Annotated in this window: 17 protein-coding genes; 11 read left to right on the forward strand and 6 right to left on the reverse strand. The window is 34.2% G+C overall.

Features of this window, described 5'->3' with window-relative positions:
* Window positions 1-122 precede the first annotated feature (122 nt).
* The gene (locus M9897_03600; protein MCO5267963.1) at window positions 123-770 is read left to right on the forward strand and encodes a phosphatase PAP2 family protein; all 648 of its coding nucleotides are present in this window, start codon (window positions 123-125) and stop codon (window positions 768-770) included.
* Window positions 771-773: 3 nt separating this feature from the next.
* Here the strand turns inward: M9897_03600 and M9897_03605 are convergent, their stop codons facing one another.
* From M9897_03605 to M9897_03615, 3 genes are all read right to left on the reverse strand, one after another.
* Entirely contained in the window at window positions 774-1256 is a 483-nt protein-coding gene (locus M9897_03605) for an isoprenylcysteine carboxylmethyltransferase family protein (GenBank protein ID MCO5267964.1), read from the reverse strand.
* A gap of 182 nt (window positions 1257-1438) precedes the next feature.
* A complete protein-coding gene (locus M9897_03610) occupies window positions 1439-2122 on the reverse strand; it encodes a hypothetical protein (GenBank protein ID MCO5267965.1) in 684 nt (227 codons plus the stop codon).
* Window positions 2123-2245: 123 nt separating this feature from the next.
* The gene (locus M9897_03615) at window positions 2246-4378 is read right to left on the reverse strand and encodes a tetratricopeptide repeat protein (GenBank protein ID MCO5267966.1); all 2133 of its coding nucleotides are present in this window, start codon (window positions 4376-4378) and stop codon (window positions 2246-2248) included.
* A gap of 212 nt (window positions 4379-4590) precedes the next feature.
* Here M9897_03615 and M9897_03620 point away from each other — a divergent pair, with 212 nt between their 5' ends.
* From M9897_03620 to M9897_03635, 4 genes are all read left to right on the forward strand, one after another.
* Window positions 4591-6087: a T9SS type A sorting domain-containing protein gene (locus M9897_03620; protein MCO5267967.1), complete on the forward strand. Its 1497-nt coding sequence runs from the start codon at window positions 4591-4593 to the stop codon at window positions 6085-6087.
* Window positions 6088-6091: 4 nt separating this feature from the next.
* Complete coding sequence (locus tag M9897_03625; protein ID MCO5267968.1) at window positions 6092-7582, forward strand: T9SS type A sorting domain-containing protein; 1491 nt, start codon at window positions 6092-6094, stop codon at window positions 7580-7582.
* Between the two features lie 140 nt (window positions 7583-7722).
* On the forward strand, window positions 7723-9267 hold the full coding sequence (locus M9897_03630) for a T9SS type A sorting domain-containing protein (protein ID MCO5267969.1): 1545 nt from the start codon (window positions 7723-7725) through the stop codon (window positions 9265-9267).
* Between the two features lie 69 nt (window positions 9268-9336).
* Window positions 9337-10077: a L,D-transpeptidase family protein gene (locus M9897_03635; protein MCO5267970.1), complete on the forward strand. Its 741-nt coding sequence runs from the start codon at window positions 9337-9339 to the stop codon at window positions 10075-10077.
* A gap of 1 nt (window position 10078) precedes the next feature.
* On the opposite strand, the gene purL is transcribed toward M9897_03635, so the two are convergent.
* The gene (gene purL, locus M9897_03640; GenBank protein MCO5267971.1) at window positions 10079-12316 is read right to left on the reverse strand and encodes a phosphoribosylformylglycinamidine synthase subunit PurL; all 2238 of its coding nucleotides are present in this window, start codon (window positions 12314-12316) and stop codon (window positions 10079-10081) included.
* A 214-nt stretch (window positions 12317-12530) separates the two neighbouring features.
* Here purL and M9897_03645 point away from each other — a divergent pair, with 214 nt between their 5' ends.
* The 5 genes from M9897_03645 (at window position 12531) to M9897_03665 (ending at window position 20492) form a co-directional block, all read left to right on the forward strand.
* Window positions 12531-12821, forward strand: a complete 291-nt coding sequence (locus M9897_03645; GenBank protein ID MCO5267972.1) for a hypothetical protein — start codon at window positions 12531-12533, stop codon at window positions 12819-12821.
* 188 nt (window positions 12822-13009) lie between these two features.
* On the forward strand, window positions 13010-15091 hold the full coding sequence (locus tag M9897_03650) for a thioredoxin family protein (protein MCO5267973.1): 2082 nt from the start codon (window positions 13010-13012) through the stop codon (window positions 15089-15091).
* Between the two features lie 88 nt (window positions 15092-15179).
* Complete coding sequence (gene carA / locus M9897_03655) at window positions 15180-16289, forward strand: glutamine-hydrolyzing carbamoyl-phosphate synthase small subunit (protein ID MCO5267974.1); 1110 nt, start codon at window positions 15180-15182, stop codon at window positions 16287-16289.
* A gap of 19 nt (window positions 16290-16308) precedes the next feature.
* Window positions 16309-17592: a phosphopyruvate hydratase gene (gene eno, locus M9897_03660; GenBank protein MCO5267975.1), complete on the forward strand. Its 1284-nt coding sequence runs from the start codon at window positions 16309-16311 to the stop codon at window positions 17590-17592.
* Between the two features lie 155 nt (window positions 17593-17747).
* On the forward strand, window positions 17748-20492 hold the full coding sequence (locus M9897_03665) for a choice-of-anchor L domain-containing protein (GenBank protein MCO5267976.1): 2745 nt from the start codon (window positions 17748-17750) through the stop codon (window positions 20490-20492).
* 75 nt (window positions 20493-20567) lie between these two features.
* Here the strand turns inward: M9897_03665 and M9897_03670 are convergent, their stop codons facing one another.
* Window positions 20568-21758 carry a phosphoglycerate kinase gene (locus M9897_03670; protein ID MCO5267977.1) on the reverse strand — a complete coding sequence of 397 codons (1191 nt, stop codon included), beginning with the start codon at window positions 21756-21758 and terminating at the stop codon, window positions 20568-20570.
* A 97-nt stretch (window positions 21759-21855) separates the two neighbouring features.
* Here M9897_03670 and M9897_03675 point away from each other — a divergent pair, with 97 nt between their 5' ends.
* A complete protein-coding gene (locus tag M9897_03675; protein MCO5267978.1) occupies window positions 21856-22230 on the forward strand; it encodes a S4 domain-containing protein in 375 nt (124 codons plus the stop codon).
* Between the two features lie 53 nt (window positions 22231-22283).
* Here M9897_03675 and M9897_03680 read toward each other — a convergent pair whose 3' ends face one another.
* Window positions 22284-23549, reverse strand: a complete 1266-nt coding sequence (locus tag M9897_03680) for an aminotransferase class I/II-fold pyridoxal phosphate-dependent enzyme (protein ID MCO5267979.1) — start codon at window positions 23547-23549, stop codon at window positions 22284-22286.
* Window positions 23550-23619: the final 70 nt, after the last annotated feature.

The following is a 23619-nucleotide window of genomic DNA, read 5'->3' on the forward strand; positions in this document are numbered from 1 at the left end:
TTTTGTAAATTTATTAAGTCTTAACTTCATTTAAAAGGATTCTATCACTTTTTATTGAAAACAAACAAAGTTCACTTTAGTTTTTTAGAATAATCATTAATTTAGGTGCCAAAGATTTTTTTATGAAAACAACAAACAAACAAAAGGGTATTTACTTTGGTATATTTCTTTTAATCTTTTTTTTAGTAGCATGGATTTCTCAAACAAGTATCGGAGTTGCTGTAGATGAATTTGGACACGAGCTTGGTAATAGACCCCAGTCTGTTGTTTTTACCCAAATAATGGAATTAATCTCAAAAAGTGGCACACTTGCTATAGTAGGATTCTCATTGTTGTTTAGTATCATCTTCGCTTGGAAAAGAAAATGGGTAGATTTAATATTTTATTATTTTGTGCTTATAGGCGGGATTATTTTTAATCTTGTTTTAAAGGAAATTGCACGTCGCCCACGTCCAGAAGGGAGAGAGTTTTATGAATTATTTGGACACCAACTTGAATCTTTTAGTTTTCCAAGTGGACATACTATGCGGGCTACCATTTTATTTCTTGTGCTCGTAATCTTTGTCTTTAAATATGTAAAAAACCAGCATTATCAAAAATTAGCAGTCACATTTTGTTTGTTCTATATTTTGTTGATGGGTTTTAGTCGGATTATGCTTAATATGCATTTCATAACGGATGTTGTAGGTGCCATTGCTGCTTCTTTTGCTTGGGTGTTCTTATGTCTCATTTTGATGCATTTTGTAACTCGACGTTTCTTAGTGAAATAATCTTTATCGTTTCCCAAACCAACGTTTTACTTGGTTTGTGTATGTGATATATTCTTTTCCAAACCTATAACTTAAATAGTGTTCTTCACGTGGAATTACATAAAAATGGAGTATAGCAAAAAAGATAGGGGTTGAGATGATAGTCCACCAATTTCCCAATAAAATAGCAAAGGCTAGATATCCTGCTAACAAGCCTATATACATCGGATTCCTTGTTAACGAATATATGCCTGTAGTTTGAAGCGAGGAAGCTGACTTAAAGGTTTCAACAGTTGTTTTACCTATCCAGAAGATACGAATTCCTAATCCTCCCACAAAGAATGCAAGAATCATAAAAGACCACCCAATTAATTGCATGGGTATAGTGTCTAAATTAATTAGTTCTATAGGGAGAACATTATATAAGATGGCAGAAATTAGAAAGATAACTATACCAAAAATCGGGGGTTGTATATATACTCCTGGATGTTGCGGTTCTTTTTTCATTGTATTTTTTCCGAAGATAAAAAATGTTGAATAAGATAGCAAAAAAATAATGTATTTCATTGATTATGTGTGGCTATTCGTAAAATGAGTATTCATTTAAACTCAGGTAATGAGAGATTAGTTTGATTTTGTATAAATGAAAAAGGCTCCTCGAAAGGAGCCTTTTACTGTTAGAATCTTTCTTATTGGATAAAAATACCCGTCCTTTTTTTAGGAATATATTTGCTAGACATTATACCTCCTGCACTGGTAGTTTGTTGAGTTGCAGGTTGCCATACTCTCTCCATTACAATAGTTCCATAAGGTCCTACGCCTAACTGAGAAATCTGGTTAGCAGGGAAAATAATATTTGTAGCACCCACGTTGGCAGTAGTAAATAATCTTGCATCTCCTTCTATATTCGAATTAATCCAAACGTTAATTCTTTCATTATTTCCTAGAGCAGAACCCGTCCAGGTAAAAGTATATGGATTAGCTTTTGTGATTGTATCAATAACAGGAATATTGGATGTATCACACATACTTATATTATTTATAAAAGTATTATGATCTAAATCCTTGTATGTAAAACTTCCGCTTTGAACATAGCTTGGATATTGTTTTTCATAATATCCTAGAATTGCATTATATGTTAATGCATCTCCGTTGAATTTGATACTTGCTGAATCAGTTAGTTCAAGGAGAGTTCCTGTTGCATTACTAAACTTAAATACAGCTCGGGCAGAAGTTATTCCAGTTGCGTTGTTGTATTCTAGGTAATATTCTGTCCAGATTTTATCTTGGTTTACATTGTCAGCTGTTTCTTTTTTACAAGAAAACATTAAAATTGTTGTTAGTGCAAATAATGCAATTATTAGTTTTTTCATTTTAGATCAGTTTATAACATGATACTAAAATACGTAATACAATAATAATACACAAGAAAATTTAGTTTTTTTTTAATTGCTAAGAAGAAACGTAAAAATTGTAGAATGGATGAAGCAGCTGAGTTATATTCTAATTCCTATTACGCAAACATCGTCAATTTGCTCTTCTATGCCTTTCCATTGATTGAAGGTGTTTTCAATAATTATATGTTGTTCTCCCATTGATTTTGAAATATTCTCTATAAAAAGTTCTTTAAGCTGATTGTATTTGAACTTTTTGTTGTTAGGGCCACCAAATTGATCTGCATATCCATCGCTGAAAAGATAGATAGTATCACCTTTTTGCAATTCTTCTTGGTGAAGAGTAAATGGTAAATTTGTGCCAAAATGAACTCCAATAGGCATTTTATCAGGCTTGATTTCAATAAGATCTCCATTTTGTTTTATAATCCAGATAGGGTTGTTTGCACATGCAAATTGAATAGTATTTGATTTCTTATCAATTGCTAATAAAGTAGCATCCATCCCGTCTTTACTTTCTATACGACTCCCTTTAGGATTCAGAGCGTTAATGATTCCTTCTCTGATATTGTTGAATATCATATCGGGTCTTTCTATCTTACGTTCAATAATAGATTCGTTGAGTAGGGATATGTTTAATAATGACATAAATGCACCTGGAACTCCGTGTCCTGTACAATCACAACATGCTAGGAATGTTTTGTCTCCATTATTGTATGTCCAGTAGAAATCTCCCGAAACTATATCTCTGGGTTTGAAAAAAACAAATGAATCCTGAAATTGGCTTTTCATGATTTCTTCAGTTGATAGGAGTGCTTGTTGAATACGGGAAGCGTAGTGGATACTGTCAGTAATATCTTTATTTTTTTGCTCAACTAAGTTTTTCTGTTGTTCAATGAGAATGTTCTTTTCTTCTACATCTTTCTTTTGCCTAGAGATGATGAAGTTGACCTCTTTCTGTTTTCTATAGTTCTTGAAAATCAGGATAGCAAAGACAATAGCCAAAAGGAACCCTGCAATAAGCATATACTTTATCATTTGTTGCCTTTTCTTCTCTACTTCGGCGACGGCATCTAATTTGGCTTGTTTTGCTTTTTCTTCCGAGATTTGTTGTTGGAATTGGTAGTTCATTTGGGAAGCCACTATCTGTTTTGTGTTTTCCTCATTGAGATTTTTATCTCGATAGAGGATATACTGCTGGTAATTTATTAAGGCTGAATGGTAGTCAGCGCGCACACTATCTAATCTGTATTTTACTTGATAGTTATCTCTCATGTTGGAGTAGTTTCCTGATTTTTGAGCGAATGTATAAGCAGAATCTAAGTAGAGATCAGCCAGATTATATTGTTTAGTATTAAAATATGATTCACCAATATTATTATAGATCATAGAAAGATTACGGGAATCATTAAACATTTTAAAATAATATATAGCCATTCGATAATACTTCGCTGATAAATGATAATCCTTTAGTTTAGAGTAAACTATACCTAAATTATTATAGTTGAATCCAATGCTTGTATAGTCTTTTATCTGCTCATTAATTGCAATTGCATTAAAGAATTGTTCAATAGCTTTATCATTCTCATTTTGAGTTCGATACAGATTCCCTACGTTATTAAGAATTTTACCTATATATTGTTTATCATCCAATTCTTTAAAAATAGCTAAAGCTTCGTTGTAATATTCTAGAGCTTTATCAATATTGGCTTGATCACGATAAATTATACCAAGATTATTATATATAATAGCAATCATTTTTTTGTCACCCAATACCTTATAAATAGATAAGGCTCTGAAATAAGTGGAGACTGCTTCAGGGAGATTGTTTTGTACTCGAAATATAACGCCAATATTATTTAAATTTTTCCCTACTTGAGCGCTGTCACCTAATTCCATATTAATGGCCATGGATTTGTTAAAATTAGTAAGTGCTTCAAAATAATTTCCTTCAGAATAATAGATGGCTCCCATTGTATTGTATGCGGTGGAGACTCCTTTCTTAAAATCCAAACTTTTTCCTAAACGAATTGATTGATTTAAATAGTTGAGTCCTGATTTGATTTGATTATTTGTATGTAGTTGGTGAGCTAATTGGTTGAGTAGGTTTACTTTGTTGGTGTCATCTTGTGCTTTAGAAAGTAATGTCTTTAAAGAATCAATTGGATTTTGAGATGCCCATATTAGAGGGATGCTTATTGCAAGAATAATATAGGTAAGAAAAATTTTTTTCATAGACATAAATATTCCGTAAAATTAAAAAAAAAAATTGCACATAAAATAAAAAGTAACTACCTTTCGCATAATTTATTAAGGAGAGCTAATTTTACTACTATGACTTTCGATAAAATTATTTTATCGAATATTTTGTTGAGAGGTTATCTTCAATATAAATACACTTTTTTTATTTTAAACTGAATGTTTTTTAATCTTATAAGAAGAATACAATGAGAAATTTGAAAATTTTATTAGCAACTTTGATGTTAAACCTTAGTTCTTTTGGTCTTTGTCAATACTCGTTTATTCCTAGTACTGTGCCTTTTAAGGGGGTTAGTGGGGGTGACATCCAAGTAGGAGATTTGAATGATGATAATCTTCCGGATATATTAATTTGTGGAACAGATAATTCTTTTCAGCCTATTACATTATTATACTTAAATCAAGGGGGAGGGATGTTCTCCCCATCTCCTGTTCAACCTTTTGACGCATATAGCGACGGGTCTATAATGTTATTAGATATAGATGGAGATGGAGATTTGGATGTGTCTTTTTATGGAAGTGATGTGAATGAAGGGGCTGTTTTATATATGAATAATAGTAGCGGAGGCACAGTGAATTTCACTCAATCTTCTGGGTTCTCATCGTTATCAGATCAAGTTTTTAGTGCTTCTACAGCCTATGCCGATATGGATAATGATGGAATTATTGATATTGTTTACACAGGTTTCTCATATCTAGAAGGAGGTACATTTATTTATTTTAAGAAAGGTTTAGGGGGTGGAATTTTTGATTCGGAACAGAAATTAAAATATTTAAGTAATGATCTTTTAGATGGAGTGCAAGGAACTCTTATACTTGCTGATATGGATAATGATGGCGATATAGATATATTTGTAACAGGGGAAACTGGTATGAATTATACACCTCTTACAAAGATATACTCAAACATTTTGGAAGAGCAAGGGGTTTTTTCTTTTGACGAAACAGTAGTTCTCCCTTTCTCTGGATTAGTGTCAACTGAAGCAGCCATATTAGATGTCGATAATGATGGGGATTTTGATATTCTTATTTCGGGGGAAGATGGAGCCAACATGCCTCAAACTACTTTGTATTACAATCATGGAGGCTTTAATTTCACTACCACTAAGTCAAATGATTTGGAAAATGTTATGGGAGGTGTAATGGCATACGCAGATATTGATGGAGATGGTGATATTGATATCATAGTTTCAGGATATACTAAAGACAACAATAATAATGACACGATTGTGACGGTACTCCATATTAATGATGGAACAGGGTATTATAGTAAAATTACTGGACCTAATGTGCTATTTAATGGGGCTGGTGATGGAAATTTAAGTATGGCAGATATCGATGGTGATGGAGATATTGATATAATTGTCTCAGGATTTGATGTATTCGGTTCTACAGATGCATTAACTACTTTATATTTAAATCACACGCCTCAAGTTTCTAGTGTCACCTCATACGATGGAAGTGTATGGGTAATCTATCCGAATCCTTCTGATGGAATTTTTACTATTCATACTGCTGAGAATATGGATAATACTCCTATCGAGATATATTCCACTATAGGAGAGTTGCTTTATAGCACCCATGTTCTTGGAAGTACTGCTGAAATTAATTTGGAAAATTTCCCAAGTGGTGTTTATCTCGTGAAATTGAATAATCATGAAACAACACGTATAATAAAATATTAAAATTATGAAAACAATACTTATAAGTCTTTTGCTATTATCAACAGGGTACTATTCGTATGCCCAGTACACCTTTGTGCCTAGTACTTCTGTCTTTCAAGGATTATCTGGTGGTGATCTTCAAATGGGGGATTTGAATAACGATGGATTTCCCGATATTATCATGTCTGGATTTGATAATACTGGTAGTATGTTGACTGAAATCTATCTGAATGATGGTCAAGGCGATTTTATTTTATCTAGTAATCAGCCTTTTGTTGGATATGTTGATGTTACTATAATCTTGACAGATGTTAATGGGGACGGTAGTTTGGATGTGCTTTTTAACGGGGAAAAAGAGAATACAGGCCTAACCATGGAATATTATGAAAATCTAAATATCCCAAATACTGTTGATTTTCAATTTGTAGGAGGGTTTACAGGCGGACCTGCAGCTTTAAGGAGTTCTACTGTTTGGGCAGATCTTAATAACGATGGAAATATGGATATTGTTTATTCAGGTTATCAAATTGGAGTAGGGGTTTTTATATGGTATTTATTGGGAGATGGTTCTGGAAATTTTGCTAATGCTGTAATGGTTCCAGGAACTATGGGTGCATGTGCAGGTAGTTTAATTGCACAAGATATAGATGGAGATGGAGATATTGACTTATTTGTGGTAGGATTTGATAGTGATGATATGGTTGATCCTAAAACTAGAATGTACAAAAATAAGATAGCTGAAGGAGGAGGATTTAACTTTGAAGAGATAACAGGGCTTCCATTTATGGATATGAGTATAAGTTTAGCAAAGGCTGAAGATGTAGATGGAGATGGGCGATTGGATTTATTTCTATCGGGTAGAAATCAAATAGGTGAAATAGAGACACGTCTATATTACCAATCAAGCCCGTTCAACTTTGTTGAAGATAAGGCTGCTGGTGATTTTGATGGAATAGTTGATGGAGACATGGCTTTAGCTGATATAGATGGAGATGGAGATATCGATATTATTGTTTCAGGTTTTGCAACCGATAACAATGGAGATGATATTATTACAACTACTTTATATATAAATGATTTTAAAAATGGAGGAAGTGGAAATTATACTAAGGTTCCTGGACTTAATTTCCAAGGAGCTGGGACTGGAAATCTAGGTATGATGGATATAGATGGAGATGGAGATATTGATATTATTGTTTCGGGATTTGATGATTATAATTCAACTGATAGCTATACTACACTCTATTATAATAAAACTCCTCAAGTGTCAAGCATTACTTCTTATGAAGGTGCAACATGGGTAGTATATCCAAATCCGACAGATGGAGTATTTATGATTCATACCTCCGATTATTTAAATGATTCTAGTATTGAGGTGTATTCATTGTTGGGAGAAGCTATTACTAGCGCTAAGATAGTAAACAATGCTACATGTATTGATTTATCTAATTATCCAGCGGGTGTATATATATTAAATCTGAATAATCAGCAAACATATAAGATTGTAAAATATTAATTTTATTGGGGAAAAATTTAAATATTTCTCTATCCCCATTATAGGGGATTTTATATAATATGATTTTGTAAGAAGTTTTTTAAAGATATATTTGTGTAAATAATAAGAATAATTCTATTACAAATATTAAATCATATATTATGAAAAAAAGAGTACATTTTATAGTAGTTCTGGGGATCATTTTTTATTCATTTTTTTCCTTTGGACAAGTTAATTTTACTGAAAGTTCAAGTGCCTTCCAAGGGGTAGGATTTGGTAGTGTAGCCATGGGGGATTTGAATGGTGATGGGTTTCCTGATGTTGTAACAACTGGAGCCGATAGCGATGGGATACCATCCACTATCTTATACCTTAATGATGGTGCTGGAAATTATTATCCATATGCAAATGCAAATTTTGAGAATTTGCAGAGAAGTGCAGTAGCACTCGTAGATTTTGATAATGATGGAGACTTAGATGTTATCATTGCAGGTGTAGACGAGTTGTATTTTGATTTTCCTACAAGGGTTTATTTAAACAAATCAGAACTAGGTTACCTAGGCTTTGAGTCAGTTACGAATCTTGGGATTTACAATCCATTAATGGATGTTGTTATAGCTTTTGAGGATTTTGATAATGATGGTTATATAGATGTTATTTTGAGTGGAGAAGATAATAATTCAAGCTATTTTACAACTGTATATAGAAACAATGTAAATGGGTATTTAAATAATAGTCAACCTATGTTTCAATCCATCACCTATTCTTTAGATACCTATGATAATGGCGAACTAATAACGTATAGTGCAGTAAATGGTGATATTGCTATTGCTGATATAGATAATGATGGGGATAATGATATTATAATTACGGGCATAAAAGGACTTTATCCAATGAATGAACCTGGAACTGCTTTATTTCTAAATGAATTTTCTTCTACAGGTTTGGTTAACTTTACTTATGTGCCAGGAATGCCATTCCCTGACTTAATTGCTAGTTCCGTTACAGTAGAGGATGTAGATAGTGATGGGATATCAGATGTTTTCCTTACAGGAATCTCAAACACAGGAGATACGCTTAGTTTATTGTATTATAATAATGGAAATTATGGTTTTAGTACTACAAAGGCAAATGCTTTTGAAGGTATGAGTAGTGCAGCTGTTAATTTTGCAGATATTGATGGAGATGGAGATATAGATATAATTGTTTCGGGTTTCAGAACGGGTGATAACCCGGGAACTTCTGTCTTGAAGACAGATATGTATTTGAATGATGGAGATGGGGAATATACTATGGTCGCAGGAACTGGATTAGGTGGGGCTTCAGGAGCAGGTGGTACATCTATGGCTTGTGCTGATATAGATGGAGATGGAGATATAGATATTATTATTTCTGGAATTAAGACTGATGATGGTGATTATGAGACAACTCTATACCTTAATGAGACTCCTCAAACCTCAAATATTATTTCTTATGACAAAAGTGCTTGGCTAATTTATCCTAATCCTTCGACTGGTGTATTTACTGTTAATACCTCTGATAATCTAGACAACTCATTAATAGAAGTATATTCTGTTGTAGGAGAATTGGTTTATAGCACTAAAGTAAATGGTACAACAGCAACTATTGATTTGGAAGCATTTGCTAACGGAGTATATACAGTTAAGTTAAACCAACAAAAGACTACTAAGATTGTAAAGTATTAAATACAGTTTATGTAACTTTCTAATCGGTATTTCATTATTGGAATACCGATTTTTTTTAATATGAATACAATGAGATATATCTTTTTATTACTAGGTTGTTTGTTGTTTTCTTTCGTAAACCAAATAGACTTTCTTACCGAACAAAAGAAATATACAAGAGTAAGAACAGCTATTACAGAGAAAGAAATTCTTTTAAAAGACAAACTTAATACATGGGGACTAGAACCTAATAATTTACACATACTTTTTGTAGCATATAAAGATGATGACATATTAGAGGTGTATGGAAAAAGAAAATCAGAAGAAAATTATAAGAAATTATTTTCATACGCAATCTGCAGTAGATCGGGTAAATTAGGCCCTAAGAGAAAAGAAGGAGATGGTCAAGTTCCAGAAGGATTTTATCTGATCAATCGTTTTAATCCTGTTAGTAATTTCTATTTATCTTTAGGGTTGAATTATCCCAATTTATCAGATAAAAGAAAGAGCGTAGCCACAAAACTGGGGGGTGATATCTTTATTCACGGTGGATGCGTAACTATTGGTTGTTTGCCAATGACAGATGATAAGATAAAAGAAATTTATTTATTAGCGGCATATGCTAAAAACAATGGACAATCACAAATTCCTATATATATCTTTCCTTTTCAAATGACTGATAATATTATGCTTACATTTAGGAATCGATATGCAGATAATCCAAATCTTATTTCCTTTTGGGAAAATTTAAAAACAGGATATGATATCTTTCAAAGAGACAAGAAAGCACTTCGTATCCAAGTAAAAGAGAATGGGGATTATACCTTTTGAATTATTCGGTAATCTTCTTCCCTAGGGCAGTGTCATACACATTCTTTGCCTCTTGAATAAACCCGAAATGCTCGTCATCGACAACCATCTTACCTTTAGTTACATGACCTAATAAGGTGTAATCAACACCTGAATCCATCATGTATTCTAAGAAAGCATCTTCGTAATCTTCACTAACAGAAACCACTACACGACCTGCTGCCTCTCCAAATAAGAATGAGTCTTCTCGAACTTCAGCATCAGTTACAATGTCAAATCCGAGTTCTCTAGGCATAGACATTTCTACTAAGGAAACAAATAATCCCCCATCAGAACAGTCATGTGCTGCATTAATTAATCCACTTTGAATAATTTCTTTTAAGACTTGCTGCATTTTGTATTCTTCCTCTATGTTAAAATAAGGAGCAGGAGATGCTTTAATTCCATGATAGGAATATAAATACTCTGAACTTGCAATGTCCTCTACTGTTTTTCCGATAATAAAAATTAGATCCCCTTTATTTTTAAAATCTAAGGTCATCATCTTGGTTTTATCATTCAGAACACCAATCATTCCAATGGTTGGTGTAGGGAATACAGGATCTTCTTTCCCATCAATTACGGATTGGTTGTAAAAAGAAACGTTTCCACCCGTAACTGGAGTTTCAAACTTTAAACAAGCTTCCGACATGCCTTGAATAGCTCCTACAAATTGCCAGTATGATTCAGGATTGTATGGGTTTCCAAAGTTAAGACAATTAGAAATAGCACTTGGAATACCGCCGGTGCAAACAATATTTCTAGCAGCTTCAGCAACAGCCATAGATGTTCCTTGTTTTGGGTCTGCATGTACATAACGAGAATTGCAATCAACCGTCATAGCTACTGCTTTATTTGTACCCTTTATTTGTACAACACCTGCATCAGCTGGGTTATTAGTAGTCATAGTTCCTACTCCTACCATAGAATCATATTGTTCATATACCCATTTTTTAGAGGCAATATTCGGATGTTTCAATAGGAAATTTGCTACTTCTTTTAGGTCGTCAGGTTGTTTAACATCGTCTATATTAAATTTTTTGAATTCCTGGTAATAGTCAGGTTCTTTATATTCCCGAATATATACAGGAGCACCGCCTCCAAGTACAAGTGATTTGGCAGGTGCATCTACTACAAGTTCCCCGTGGAAATAATATCTCACATGCTCACTATCAGTTACCACACCAATCTCTTCTGCATGTAAATCCCATTTAGAGAATATATCTTTAACAATTTGTTCTTTTCCTTTCTCAATAACAACCAACATTCTTTCTTGAGATTCAGAAAGGAGGATTTCAAATGGAAGCATATCCTTTTGACGAGTAGGCACCCTATCTAACCATAAGTCCATACCCACATTTCCTGCGGCAGACATTTCACTAGAGGAACACGTAATTCCAGCAGCCCCCATATCTTGCATTCCTACAATCGCATCTGTTTCGGCTAATTCCAAAGTTGCTTCTAATAATAATTTCTCTTGGAAAGGGTCTCCTACCTGAACGGCTGGTAAATCTTTTGCTGATTCTTCTGTTATATCTTTAGATGCAAAAGAAGCGCCTGCGATACCATCTTTACCTGTAGCAGAACCTACAATATATACAGGATTTCCAGGGCCTTTTGCAGTTGCGGAAATAACTTTTTTAGAATCTATAATTCCAGCAGAGAACGCATTTACTAGAGGATTTGTATTGTAAGAATCATCAAAGAAAACTTCACCACCAACAGTTGGTACACCAAAAGCATTTCCATAATCACCAATTCCTTTTGTTACACCTTTTACTAACCATTTTGTCTTGGGTAGATCAATATTTCCAAAACGTAAAGAATTTAATTGGCCAATTGGGCGTGCCCCCATGGTAAAGATATCACGATTAATACCTCCCACACCTGTTGCAGCTCCTTGATAAGGTTCAATAGCACTAGGATGATTATGGGATTCGATTTTGAAAACACAACCAATACCGTCACCAAGGTCAACCATACCAGCATTTTCTTCTCCAGCTTTCACAAGCATTTGAGGGCCTTCTTTTGGTAGTTTCTTTAGCCAATGTATAGAGTTTTTGTATGAACAGTGTTCAGACCACATTACTCCATATACACTTGTCTCTGTAAAATTAGGTGTACGACCTAATATTTCTTTTATTTTTTCAAACTCCTCCGCCGTTAATCCTAGATTAAGAGCATCTTCTAATGTCGCTTCTGCAAGATTCTTTACTTCCATGATTTTCAAAATATGTTGCAAAAATAATGAAAATGTATGTATATCTACCCTTAAAAATAGAATGTTTATTAACAAATAAAAAAGCGAAACCTTTTTACAGAATACTCGTTCAATCTACTTCGATTAAGAAGGTGGAATAAAAAAAATCAGAATTTTTTTGTTTTGATAGAAAATAGTAATATCTTTTATTTTCCTTTGCAAAAAAAATAACATTATGTCAGAAGCTGTAAATGTAAAACCTACACTTATTGAGAAAGAATTGATTCCTCAGTTACATTTCTCAAAAACTGTTAAAATAAAACAGTCCGAAACTCTTATGAGTAAATTAATGGAGGCAACCAAATTAGGTAATCTACACCATGGGAAAGTGGCTGTAGTTTTTGAGGATGATGAAGGTTTAAAGAGGGTAGAAACTACTGTTTGGGCTACCGGATTAAAATATATTTGTCTGAAAGGAGGGATATGGCTTCCGATTGGCAGAATACATGAAGTGATTATTCTATAGGAATCCAAGAATATGTTTGATTAAGCATCGTTAATCTTTTTGGAATCATTATTTTTGTAGGTGTGGGCTTTGTTCACACTTTTTTTTGATTTATTTGTTAATAAAATGCAAAGCTCGAACAAATTTTATTTTGTTGCGTTTTCAAATGATATATGAATTATATAAATAGAACTGTTATGATGAGATATATGTTGAGTGTTTTGGTTGTATTGTTTTTGGGTTTAACTGGGTATGCACAAATGCAAATGCCCGAAGATCAGGTAGATTGGAAATTCACGGTGGAACAAAATGGATGTGATGCTGTTGTTGTTGCAACTCTTTCAATTAAAAAAGGATGGCATATTAATGCGCTTGTTTTACCCGAGGAAAGTTTTGGAATAGCAACTACGTTTAATGTGCAAAAATCGGCTAATTATAAAATAATCGGAAAACCAACAGAACCAAAACCTATTCGAAAATTTGATGCAGTAGCAGGAGAGGAATTAGATTATCATGAAGGAAAGATAGTTTTACGACAAAAAATTCGAGTTAACTCAGAGAAAGATTTTGATTTAAAACTTGATTTTGGTTTCCAACCATGCGATTCTGTAAAATGTTTATTTCCCTATGAAGAGTCTTTTACAGTGAAAGTGAAAGGGTGTTCATCAGAGGATGCTGGCAAGAATATTGAAAAGAGTAATTCTCCTGACGTAGCTGCAAGTGATGTTGAGATTGATAATGACTCTATTGATACAAATTCTATGGTTATTCAAGAAAATGTTTCTACGAAGATAGTTGAGAAGAATGTGGAAGGGGCAAAAGATGATATAGCGAATATGCCTATATGGTTATTGTTTTTTCTTTCATTTGGAAGTGGTTTATTGGCTTTAATAACTCCTTGTGTGTTTCCAATGATTCCAATGACAGTTAGTTATTTTACTAAAACTAGTAAGACTAAAGCTAAAGGGGTTAGTAATGCTATAAAATATGGTATATCTATTATTGTTATTTATATTTTATTAGGAACTCTAATAACAGCTATTTTTGGAGTGGATGCATTAAATAACATGTCAACGAATCCAACGTTTAATATTGTTTTCTTCTTTGTGCTCATAATTTTTGCCATTTCCTTTATGGGGGCATTTGAATTGCGTTTACCTAACTCATGGGCTAATAAAGCAGATGCTAAAGCAGATAAAGGAGGATTCATAGGTATTTTCTTTATGGCTCTTGCTTTGGCTATTGTATCTTTTTCTTGTACAGGTCCTATCGTGGGGTATTTGTTGTTTCAAGCGGCAACAATAGGGGGTGTTGCTCCTATCATTGGGATGCTTGGTTTTTCTTTAGCATTAGCATTGCCATTTGCCGTTTTTGCTGCAATACCAGGCTGGATGAATTCATTGCCAAAATCAGGTGGATGGTTAAATGTTGTAAAGGTTGTGCTAGGTTTATTAGAGTTAGCGCTTGCATTTAAATTCCTTTCGAATGCAGACTTAGCACTGCAAACACATTTATTAGAACGTGAGCTGTTTTTAGCTATATGGATTGGAATCTTCTTAGTTTTAGCTTTCTATTTATTTGGGTGGATCCGTTTCCCACACGATAGTAAGGTTGAAAATCTTTCGGTAGGTAGAGGGTTGTTTGGAACCTTTGTCCTCATATTTGTATTTTATATGATTCCTGGACTTTGGGGTGCGCCGTTAAAAATTATTAGTGCATTTCCTCCACCAATGAGTTATAGTGAATCTCCATTAGGAGTGGGTTATACAGGAGTTAGTGTGCAAAAGGAAAGTAGTCATACTTCAACGTATATTGATGGGATGCATTTAGGGCCTCAGAATATTATGACATTTAATGATTATGATAAGGCTTTGGCTTATTCTAAGAGTATAGGGAAGCCTTTAATGCTTGATTTTACAGGGCATAATTGTGTGAACTGCCGAAAAATGGAGCAAAGCGTTTGGGGAGAACCAGGTGTTATAAATATTCTTAGAGATTCAGTTGTGATTGCTTCTTTACATGTGGATGAACGTGTAGAGTTACCAAAATCCGAGCAATATGAAGCAACATTTCCTAATGGAAGAAAAAAGTTTATTAAAACTTACGGCGATAAGTGGACTTTTAAGCAAATTTCAGAATATGAGATAACAGCTCAACCGTTCTATGTCTTTCAAGATGGAAATGGTAATAACCTTTCTAATGGCTCTGCAGATTATCAGCATCACAGCAATCCAAAAGAATTCTTGAAATGGTTGCAAGATGGTTTAAAAGCGTACCGAGAAATTAATTAACAACTTGTTTATAAAAGAAGGGTAAGATTTTGTTTTTTTTGAGCGAAAGCCTAATTGAAAGTGTTATTTTTGTCAAAACAAAAAGATAATGAGTGAAAGATTAGATGCTGTTCTGCTTTTAGAAGATGGAACTGTTTTTCATGGAAAATCAGTTGGTGTTACTGGGAAAACTTTTGGAGAAATCGTATTTAACACTGCGATGGATGGATATCAGGAGGTATTCACGGACCCTGCTAATTTAGGGCAAATTATAGTGATGAGTACCTCTCATGTTGGGAATTACGGTACAACGCCAGAGGATGCATCTTCAGATCATGTACAGTGTGCGGGGATTGTTGTGAAGAAATTTTCAGAGGTTACCTCTCGAGATAGGGCTAACTTATCTTTAGAAGAGCTTTTTGTAAATGATCATAAAATGGGAATTTGTGATATAGATACTCGTGCTTTAGTAAGACACATCTGCAATCACGGTTCGATGAATGCTGTAATTTCTTCTGAAGAAAATGTGTCGATTGAAGGTTTACTTTCCGAATTGCAATCTTTTCCAAAAATGAAAGGAATGGAATTAGCTAGTAGGGTATCTACGCAAGAGTCATATATATCAAAATCACTTACTGATAAGGCGCTTTATAAGATTGCTCTGGTTGATTTTGGTTCAAAAAATGGAGTTGTTCATAGATTTAATTTGAATAACTGTGAAGTAAAGGTGTTTCCGATGAACTCTAAATTAGAAGAAATGTTGAATTATCTTCCAGATGGTTTTGTTTTATCAGCTGGACCTGGAGACCCTAGCGCAATGCCAACTGCTGTTGATTTAGTAAAGAATATTATTGAAACTAAGAAACCTGTTTTTGGAATTAATCTAGGACATCAATTAATCGCTTTGAGTCAAGGTGTTAGTATCGAGAAAATGCCTCATGGTCACAGAGGGGTTAATCATCCAATTATCAATCACCGAACTGGGAAAGGAGAGATGACTTGTCAAAATCATAGTTTTGTTGTAAATAGAGTGAGTGCAGAAGATAATTCAAATATTGAAATCACACATTCTCATTTAAATGACAATACAGTAGCAGGAATAGCATTGAAGGATCGACCTGTTTTTTCCGTTCAATATCATCCTGAAGGAGCAGTAGGACCACACGATTCCTTGTATCTTATCAGTGAGTTTTTAGAATTAATGCAAAAGAATAAATAGAACCTTATTATAGATTGTTATGAGTTATATTTCTGAAGTATTTGCCCGTCAAATTATGGATTCAAGAGGAAATCCAACAGTGGAAGTGGATGTATATTCAACAAGTGGGTTGAGAGGAAGAGCTGCGGTTCCTTCTGGAGCATCTACTGGAGTACATGAGGCAGTAGAGCTGCGTGATGGAGATAAAAAAGTATTCATGGGGAAAGGTGTTTTGAAGGCTGTAGAAAATGTGAATACAGAAATCAGTGATGCAATAGTTGGAATGTATCTTTTTGACCAAAAGGCGATTGACCTAAAGATGATAGAATTAGATGGAACTCCAAATAAAGGAAGGTTGGGAGCTAACGCTATTTTAGGAGTTTCTTTGGCAGTTGCAAAATTAGCGGCTAAAGAAGCAGGCTTGTCTTTATTTAAATATATAGGAGGTGTTGGCGCCACCACTATGCCTGTTCCTATGATGAATATCTTAAATGGAGGGGCACATGCTGATAATAAAATAGATTTTCAGGAATTTATGGTAATGCCTTTTGGAGCAAAATCTTTTTCAGAAGGATTACAGATGGGGACGGAGATTTTTCATCATCTAAAGAAGGTTCTACATGACAAAGGGCACTCTACTAACGTTGGAGATGAAGGTGGATTTGCACCTAACCTGGGTTCTAATGAAGAGGCTATTGAAGTTGTTATTGAAGCTATTCAAAAAGCTGGGTACAAACCTGGAAAGGATGTTTGGATTGCTATGGACGCAGCTAGTTCTGAATTTTACGATAAGAAGAGCGGTAAATACATTTTGAGTTCTACAGGTGAGAAACTAAGTTCTGAAGAAATGGTTTCGTATTGGGAGAAATGGGTGAAGAAATATCCTATAGCATCTATTGAAGATGGTATGGCAGAAGACGATTGGAAGGGTTGGAAATTACTTACAAAAAAAATTGGAGATAAGATTCAGTTAGTGGGAGATGATCTATTTGTTACCAATACTAAGCGTTTGGCTAGAGGAATTGAGGAGGATTCAGCTAATGCTATTTTAGTAAAGGTAAATCAGATTGGAACACTTACAGAAACTATTGAGGCTGTTCAAATGGCAACTCGTAATGGAATGAATTCTGTCATGAGTCATAGAAGTGGTGAGACAGAGGACAGTACGATCGCAGATTTAGCTGTGGCATTGAATTGCGGACAAATAAAGACAGGTTCTGCTTCTCGTAGTGATCGTATGGCAAAATATAATCAATTATTGCGTATAGAAGAAGAACTAGGAGAAACTGCATATTATCCTGGTATGAATTTTAAGTATTTGTAAATATTTTTTTCTAATTCATTCATTTACACTATCTTTGTAACCAATTGCACTTTTAAAAAAATAAGTGTAAAAGCAACCTATTTTCGGTTGTTAACGTTTAGATAATGTTGGTTATGAGTTTCTAGGAACAAGTTAAGGATTATTTAATGATGCAAATGAAAAGAATAAGTTTATATGTAATAATATTTGGGTTGTTTATCTGTTTTGTTGCTCCTGTTTTTGGCCAACAAATAACTGCTGCAAATCCTAATGTCACACCTAAACAGGCTGTTGAGAATGTACTTTTAGGAGGCGGGGTTAGCGCCTTCAATATCAAGTATAATGGTTCTACCGCTTTAGCAAATAACTTGCAAAATCCAGTTAAAAAGTTTCTATACGGAGGTTCTGTTTTTCCTCTTTCTGAAGGTGTGTTGCTGACCTCAACAAGTGCCTCTACTGTAACAGGTGATCCTGATTTATTTTCAATAGCTAATTATGGCAACCCTGCTGGGAATAAAACACCAACAAATGGAGTTATTATTGAATTCGATTTTATCCCAACCGGAGATACATTGTCTTTTAGTTATGTCTTTACTTCTTCTGAGTATACGTCTTATACTTGCTCTTCTTTTAATGATGTTTTTGGTTTCTTTATTTCAGGGCCAGGTATTTCGGGTCCTTATTCTAATAATTCCAAGAATATAGCTATCGTACCTAATTCAAATAATATTCCGGTAGGTATTAATACTGTAAATTCTGGAAATGCTGGGTTTAATAGCCCTTCTAATTGTTCGCAAGCAGATCCAAATTGGCAAGCTAATTCAATTTACTTTACAACGGGATATAATTCTGTCTATAATATGTCTAGTTCTCCTTTTTCTGGATATAATGGAAGTACAAAAGAATTGATTGCTGGTGTAAAAGTTATTTGTGGTCAAGTTTATCACATTAAATTAGCTATTTCTAATGTTACAGATACCGCATTAGATTCTGGAGTTTTCTTAAAGGCTGGATCCTTTGTATCCGCTTCTACTGTAGATATTAATGTGAGCAATTTAACCTCTACTATTATGGATACTGTGTTGGTGGAAGGATGCGACCAAGGACAAGTATGCTTTTCACGTGCAATTACGGATGCAACTGATGAACTCGTGACTCATTTTCAATTATCAGGAACTGCTACTCAAGGGCTAGATTATGCACAATTATCACCAGGTGATAGTATTGTGTTTGCACCTGGACAAACCGAGATATGTTTACCAATTATCCCTTACGATGATGGAATTCATGAGGGACTGGAACAATTAATTATTTCTGCATATTCCATAAATGCCTGTGGAGATACCTTGTTCTCTTCAGGGTCAGTGTGGTTCGCAGATAAACCTCAAACCCCTGCTCCAGATGCAGGCCCTGATATAGTTGTCTGTAATGGAGAAATGGGACAGTTGAATGGAACAGTTACAAGTGCTACTAATACGATAAAATGGACATATACAGGACCAGGAACAATTGTTTTTTCTCCTAATAATACCAGTTTAAATCCACAAATCTCAATGAGCACACCTGGAACATATCAATTATTTCTAAAAGAAACAAATGATACATGTAACCTAGTAGGTATTGATACAATGATCGTGATTTACGATGAAATTTATATCCAAGTATCAAATGATACAATTGTGTGTCAAAATGGAACTGCTAGTTTAAGTGCTTCTGCCCAAGGATATGGGAATATAGATTTTCATTGGAATCAAACTGCTGATTTAGGACCTAATCAAATGGTAAGCCCTCTAACTGCAACAGGTTATACAGTTTACGCTGAGAGTGAGAAGGGATGTAAATCTCAAACAAAGACCATTCAAGTTGACATGTATGCGCCGATTAGTGCAATAAGTTCGCCTTCACAGACGATATGCCCTGGAGATACGGTGAAAATAGAAGCATTTCCTAGTGGGGGTATTGGGGCACCCTATTCATATACATGGATAGATAGAAATGGGAATTTTGTAAGTAACAACAATCCAATTGATGTTTCACCAGTTGAAACTGGTAATTATTCTGTTACTATTACGGATGGCTGTGAATCCAGCCCTTTTGTTTCTATATCAGAAGTAATTGTAGGTATTATACCTGAGATTAAAATAAGTGTAGTAGATCCCGCTATTTGTCAACCAGCTGTGTTTGAATTGTATAATGAAACGGATGCGACTTCTTTGGATGAAACTTATTGGTTCATTTCAGATGGACAATCATTTATGAATAATGATAATATTGATGTAAAACTAGTAAATGCTGGATACTATGATGTTACTGTTAAGATTGTGACTCATGAAGGATGTACAGATTCAGCTACGGTTAAGAATATGCTAACAGTCTATCCAAAACCTGTAGCAGACTTTACGTATTATCCTAATCCGGTGACTAACCTTGATACCAAGGTGCATTTTCAAAATGGGACTAAAAATGGCGTGAGCTATGAGTGGTTTATGGATGATGCTTCACCAAATTATTCTACAGACATAGATCCTGAAGTTCAGTATCCTGAATATGTGGTAGGTGATTATTATGTCCAACTGATTGCAACTTCTGAACATGGTTGTAAAGATACAATTGACGGCATTGTTCGCATTTTCCCTGATGTAATTATATATGCTCCAAACACTTTCACGCCCGATGGTAATGAATTTAATCCTGTTTGGAATGTATATATGGATGGGGTAGATATTAATGATATTACAATTGAGATATACAACCGATGGGGAGAACAAGTGTGGGAGTCTCACGATTTATCTATTGGATGGGATGGTACATATAATCACCAATTGGTAAAGCAAGGAACGTATGTATGGAAGATTCGTGCTAAGAATCTAGTAACGGACGAAATTCACGAATGGGTAGGACATTTAAATGTCTTATATTAACAAGATATAAAAAGCATATTAAATCAAAAAGGGGTAGAATTAATTCTACCCCTTTTTGATTATTTTAAAATAGATTTAATCATTTATAGCCTTTATACCAGGTAATTCAATCCCTTCTAGATATTCCAACATGGCACCTCCACCAGTAGAAACGTAGCTTACTTGATCTGCTAAATGGAGTACGTTAATGGCAGCTACTGAATCTCCTCCTCCAACTAATGTGAATGCTCCATTATTAGTTGCTTTTACTAAAGAATTAGCAATAGCCTCTGTTCCTTTTTTAAAGGTTTCCATCTCAAAAACACCCATTGGGCCATTCCATAAAACAGTATTGGAATTTTCAATTATTTGACTAAACTTTTGTATTGTTTCAACGGCAATATCTAATCCCATCCAACCTGTAGGTATGGCATTAATTGCACATACTTGTGTGTTTGCATGATTGTCAAAAGCATCAGCTACAAGTGTGTCAATAGGTAAATAAATTTGAATATTCTTAGCTTTAGCAAGTGCTAATATCTCTTTTGCCGTATCTAAGAAATCATCTTCAACCAAAGAGTTTCCTACACTCCCTCCTTGTGCTTTAATAAATGTGTAAGCCATTCCACCACCAATAATAATATTGTCAACTGAATCCATTAGTTTAGTGATAATACTGATTTTTGAGCTCACTTTTGCTCCTCCAATAATGGCAGTTGTAGGATGCTTCGGCGTTTTTAGGACGGCATCAATACTTCGAATCTCATTCTCGAGTAATAAACCAAAATATTTATCATGGGGAAAGTATTTTGCTATAATAGCTGTGCTAGCATGCGCTCTATGAGCTGTGCCAAAAGCATCATTGATATAGATATCACCGTGCTGTGCTAGTTTTTTTGCAAAATCTTCATTTCCTTTCTTTTCTTCTACGTAAAATCGTAGGTTCTCTAATAGAACAATCTCACCATTTTGTAGATTTTTAGTGATTTCAAATGCACTTTCACTAATACAATCATCCACGAAGATGATATCTTTCTCTATTAATCTGGATACTTCTTTCACAATCTGACTGAGAGAGAATTTAGCGTCTGGGGCATCTTTTGGCCGGCCAAGATGTGACATTAGTATTACGCTTCCTCCATTACTTAAAACATGTTTAATAGTGGGAAGTGCAGCACGGATACGCGTGTTATCAGTCACATTTCCATGTTCATCAATAGGCACATTAAAATCAACTCTGATTAAGGCTCTTTTATTTTTGAAATCAACATTTGAAATAGTTCTCATTTTATTCATATTTGGAGCAAAAATAACATATCTTTTTAACTAATAGAATTTGAACAGCTGACAAAATCCATGTTCTTAATTTTTATATCTTCGCTCTATGGGAATTCGTATTGACAAATATGTATGGGCAGTTCGTTTGTGTAAAACACGTTCTCAAGCTACTGAGTTAATTCAAAAAAATAAGATTAAGTTAAATGCACAAGAAATTAAGCCTTCTCGTGAAGTAAATGTGGGTGATATCATACAGATAGTGAAGAATAATGCAATATTTTCCTATCAAATTAAGGCTATATTAGACAAAAGGGTAGGAGCTAAATTAGTTGAAGATTATTTAAGGGATATAACTCCAGAAGAGGAAATTACAAAATATAAGACTTATCAGATAGCGCAAAGTGTTTATCGCAATAATGGAACAGGAAAGCCATCTAAGAAAGATGTCCGTGATTTGAAAAAATTCTTGGGAATAGAGTAAAAAAAAATCCCAACAAACTTGCTGGGATTTTAAATAACTTGGTAAATAATCTATTATTTATCCACTACTACATGAGCCAATTCCTCAGATTTGTATTCTCCTTTGTCAAGTTTATCTTTCACTTTAATAAAGGTGTCAATAGTGTATTTCACATCCTCTAGTGTATGAACAGCAGTAGGGATTAATCTCAACATAATTACATCCTTTGGAACAACTGGATAGATAACGATTGAACAGAAGATATTATAATTTTCTCTCAAATCAAATGTTAGATTGGTAGCTTCAGCTAAATTACCTTTCATAAATACAGGTGTTACAGCTGTATTTGTATGACCAATATCAAAACCGGCTGCCTTTAATCCGCTTTGTAAATTATTAGCAATTTCCCAAAGATTATCTTTAAACTCAGGATGTTTTCTGATTAATTCTAAACGTTTTCTTGCCCCAACAACTATAGGCATAGGTAAGGATTTAGCAAACATTTGGGAACGCATGTTATAACGTAAATAATCAGTAATATATTCTTTAGCACAAATGAATCCACCAATAGATGCCATTGATTTTGCAAAGGTTCCAAACAAGACATCAATCTCATCATGTACTCCTTGCTCCATGGCAGTTCCAATACCTTTGTCGCCAACAGTACCAAATCCATGAGCGTCATCAACAAATAATCTAAAATTATATTTTCCTGATTTTCTAAAAGAAACAATTCCTTTTAAGTCACCTTGATCTCCAGCCATACCAAAAACACCTTCAGTAATAACCAAAATTCCACCATCAGTATCAGCTACTAATTTTGTAGCTCTTTCCATTTGTTTATCAAAGCTCTCCATATCGTTGTGCTGGAATACAAAGCGTTTTCCAGCATGTAATCTCATACCATCTAATATGCAGGCGTGGGATTCACTATCATATACGATAACATCGTTTCTTCCAACTAGGCTATCAATAGCTGAAACCATTCCTTGATAACCAAAATTTAAAAGAATAGCGTCTTCCTTTTGCATAAAGTCAGCTATCTCGTCTTCTAATGCCTCGTGCTCACTAGTTTGACCCGTCATCATTCTTGCTCCCATTGGGTATGCAAGTCCCCATTTTGCAGCAGAATCTGCATCTGCCTTTCTAACTTCTGGATGATTTGCTAATCCTAAATAGTTATTTACGGACCATACAAGACATTCCTTTCCTCTGAATGTCATTTTACGACCTATCTCTCCTTCTAGTTTTGGGAAGGTAAAATATCCGTGAACCCCTTTTTGATATTGTCCGATGGGGCCTCTGTCAGCTTTAATTTTTTCAAAAATGTCTCTAGCCATAAATATTTTATTTTTCTTATAATCTTAAATAATCAGATGCAAAGATATATGATTTTTAACTATTTCCCTA

It is taken from the genome of Brumimicrobium sp. (assembly GCA_023957385.1).
Classification (GTDB): Bacteria; Bacteroidota; Bacteroidia; order Flavobacteriales_D; family Crocinitomicaceae; genus Brumimicrobium.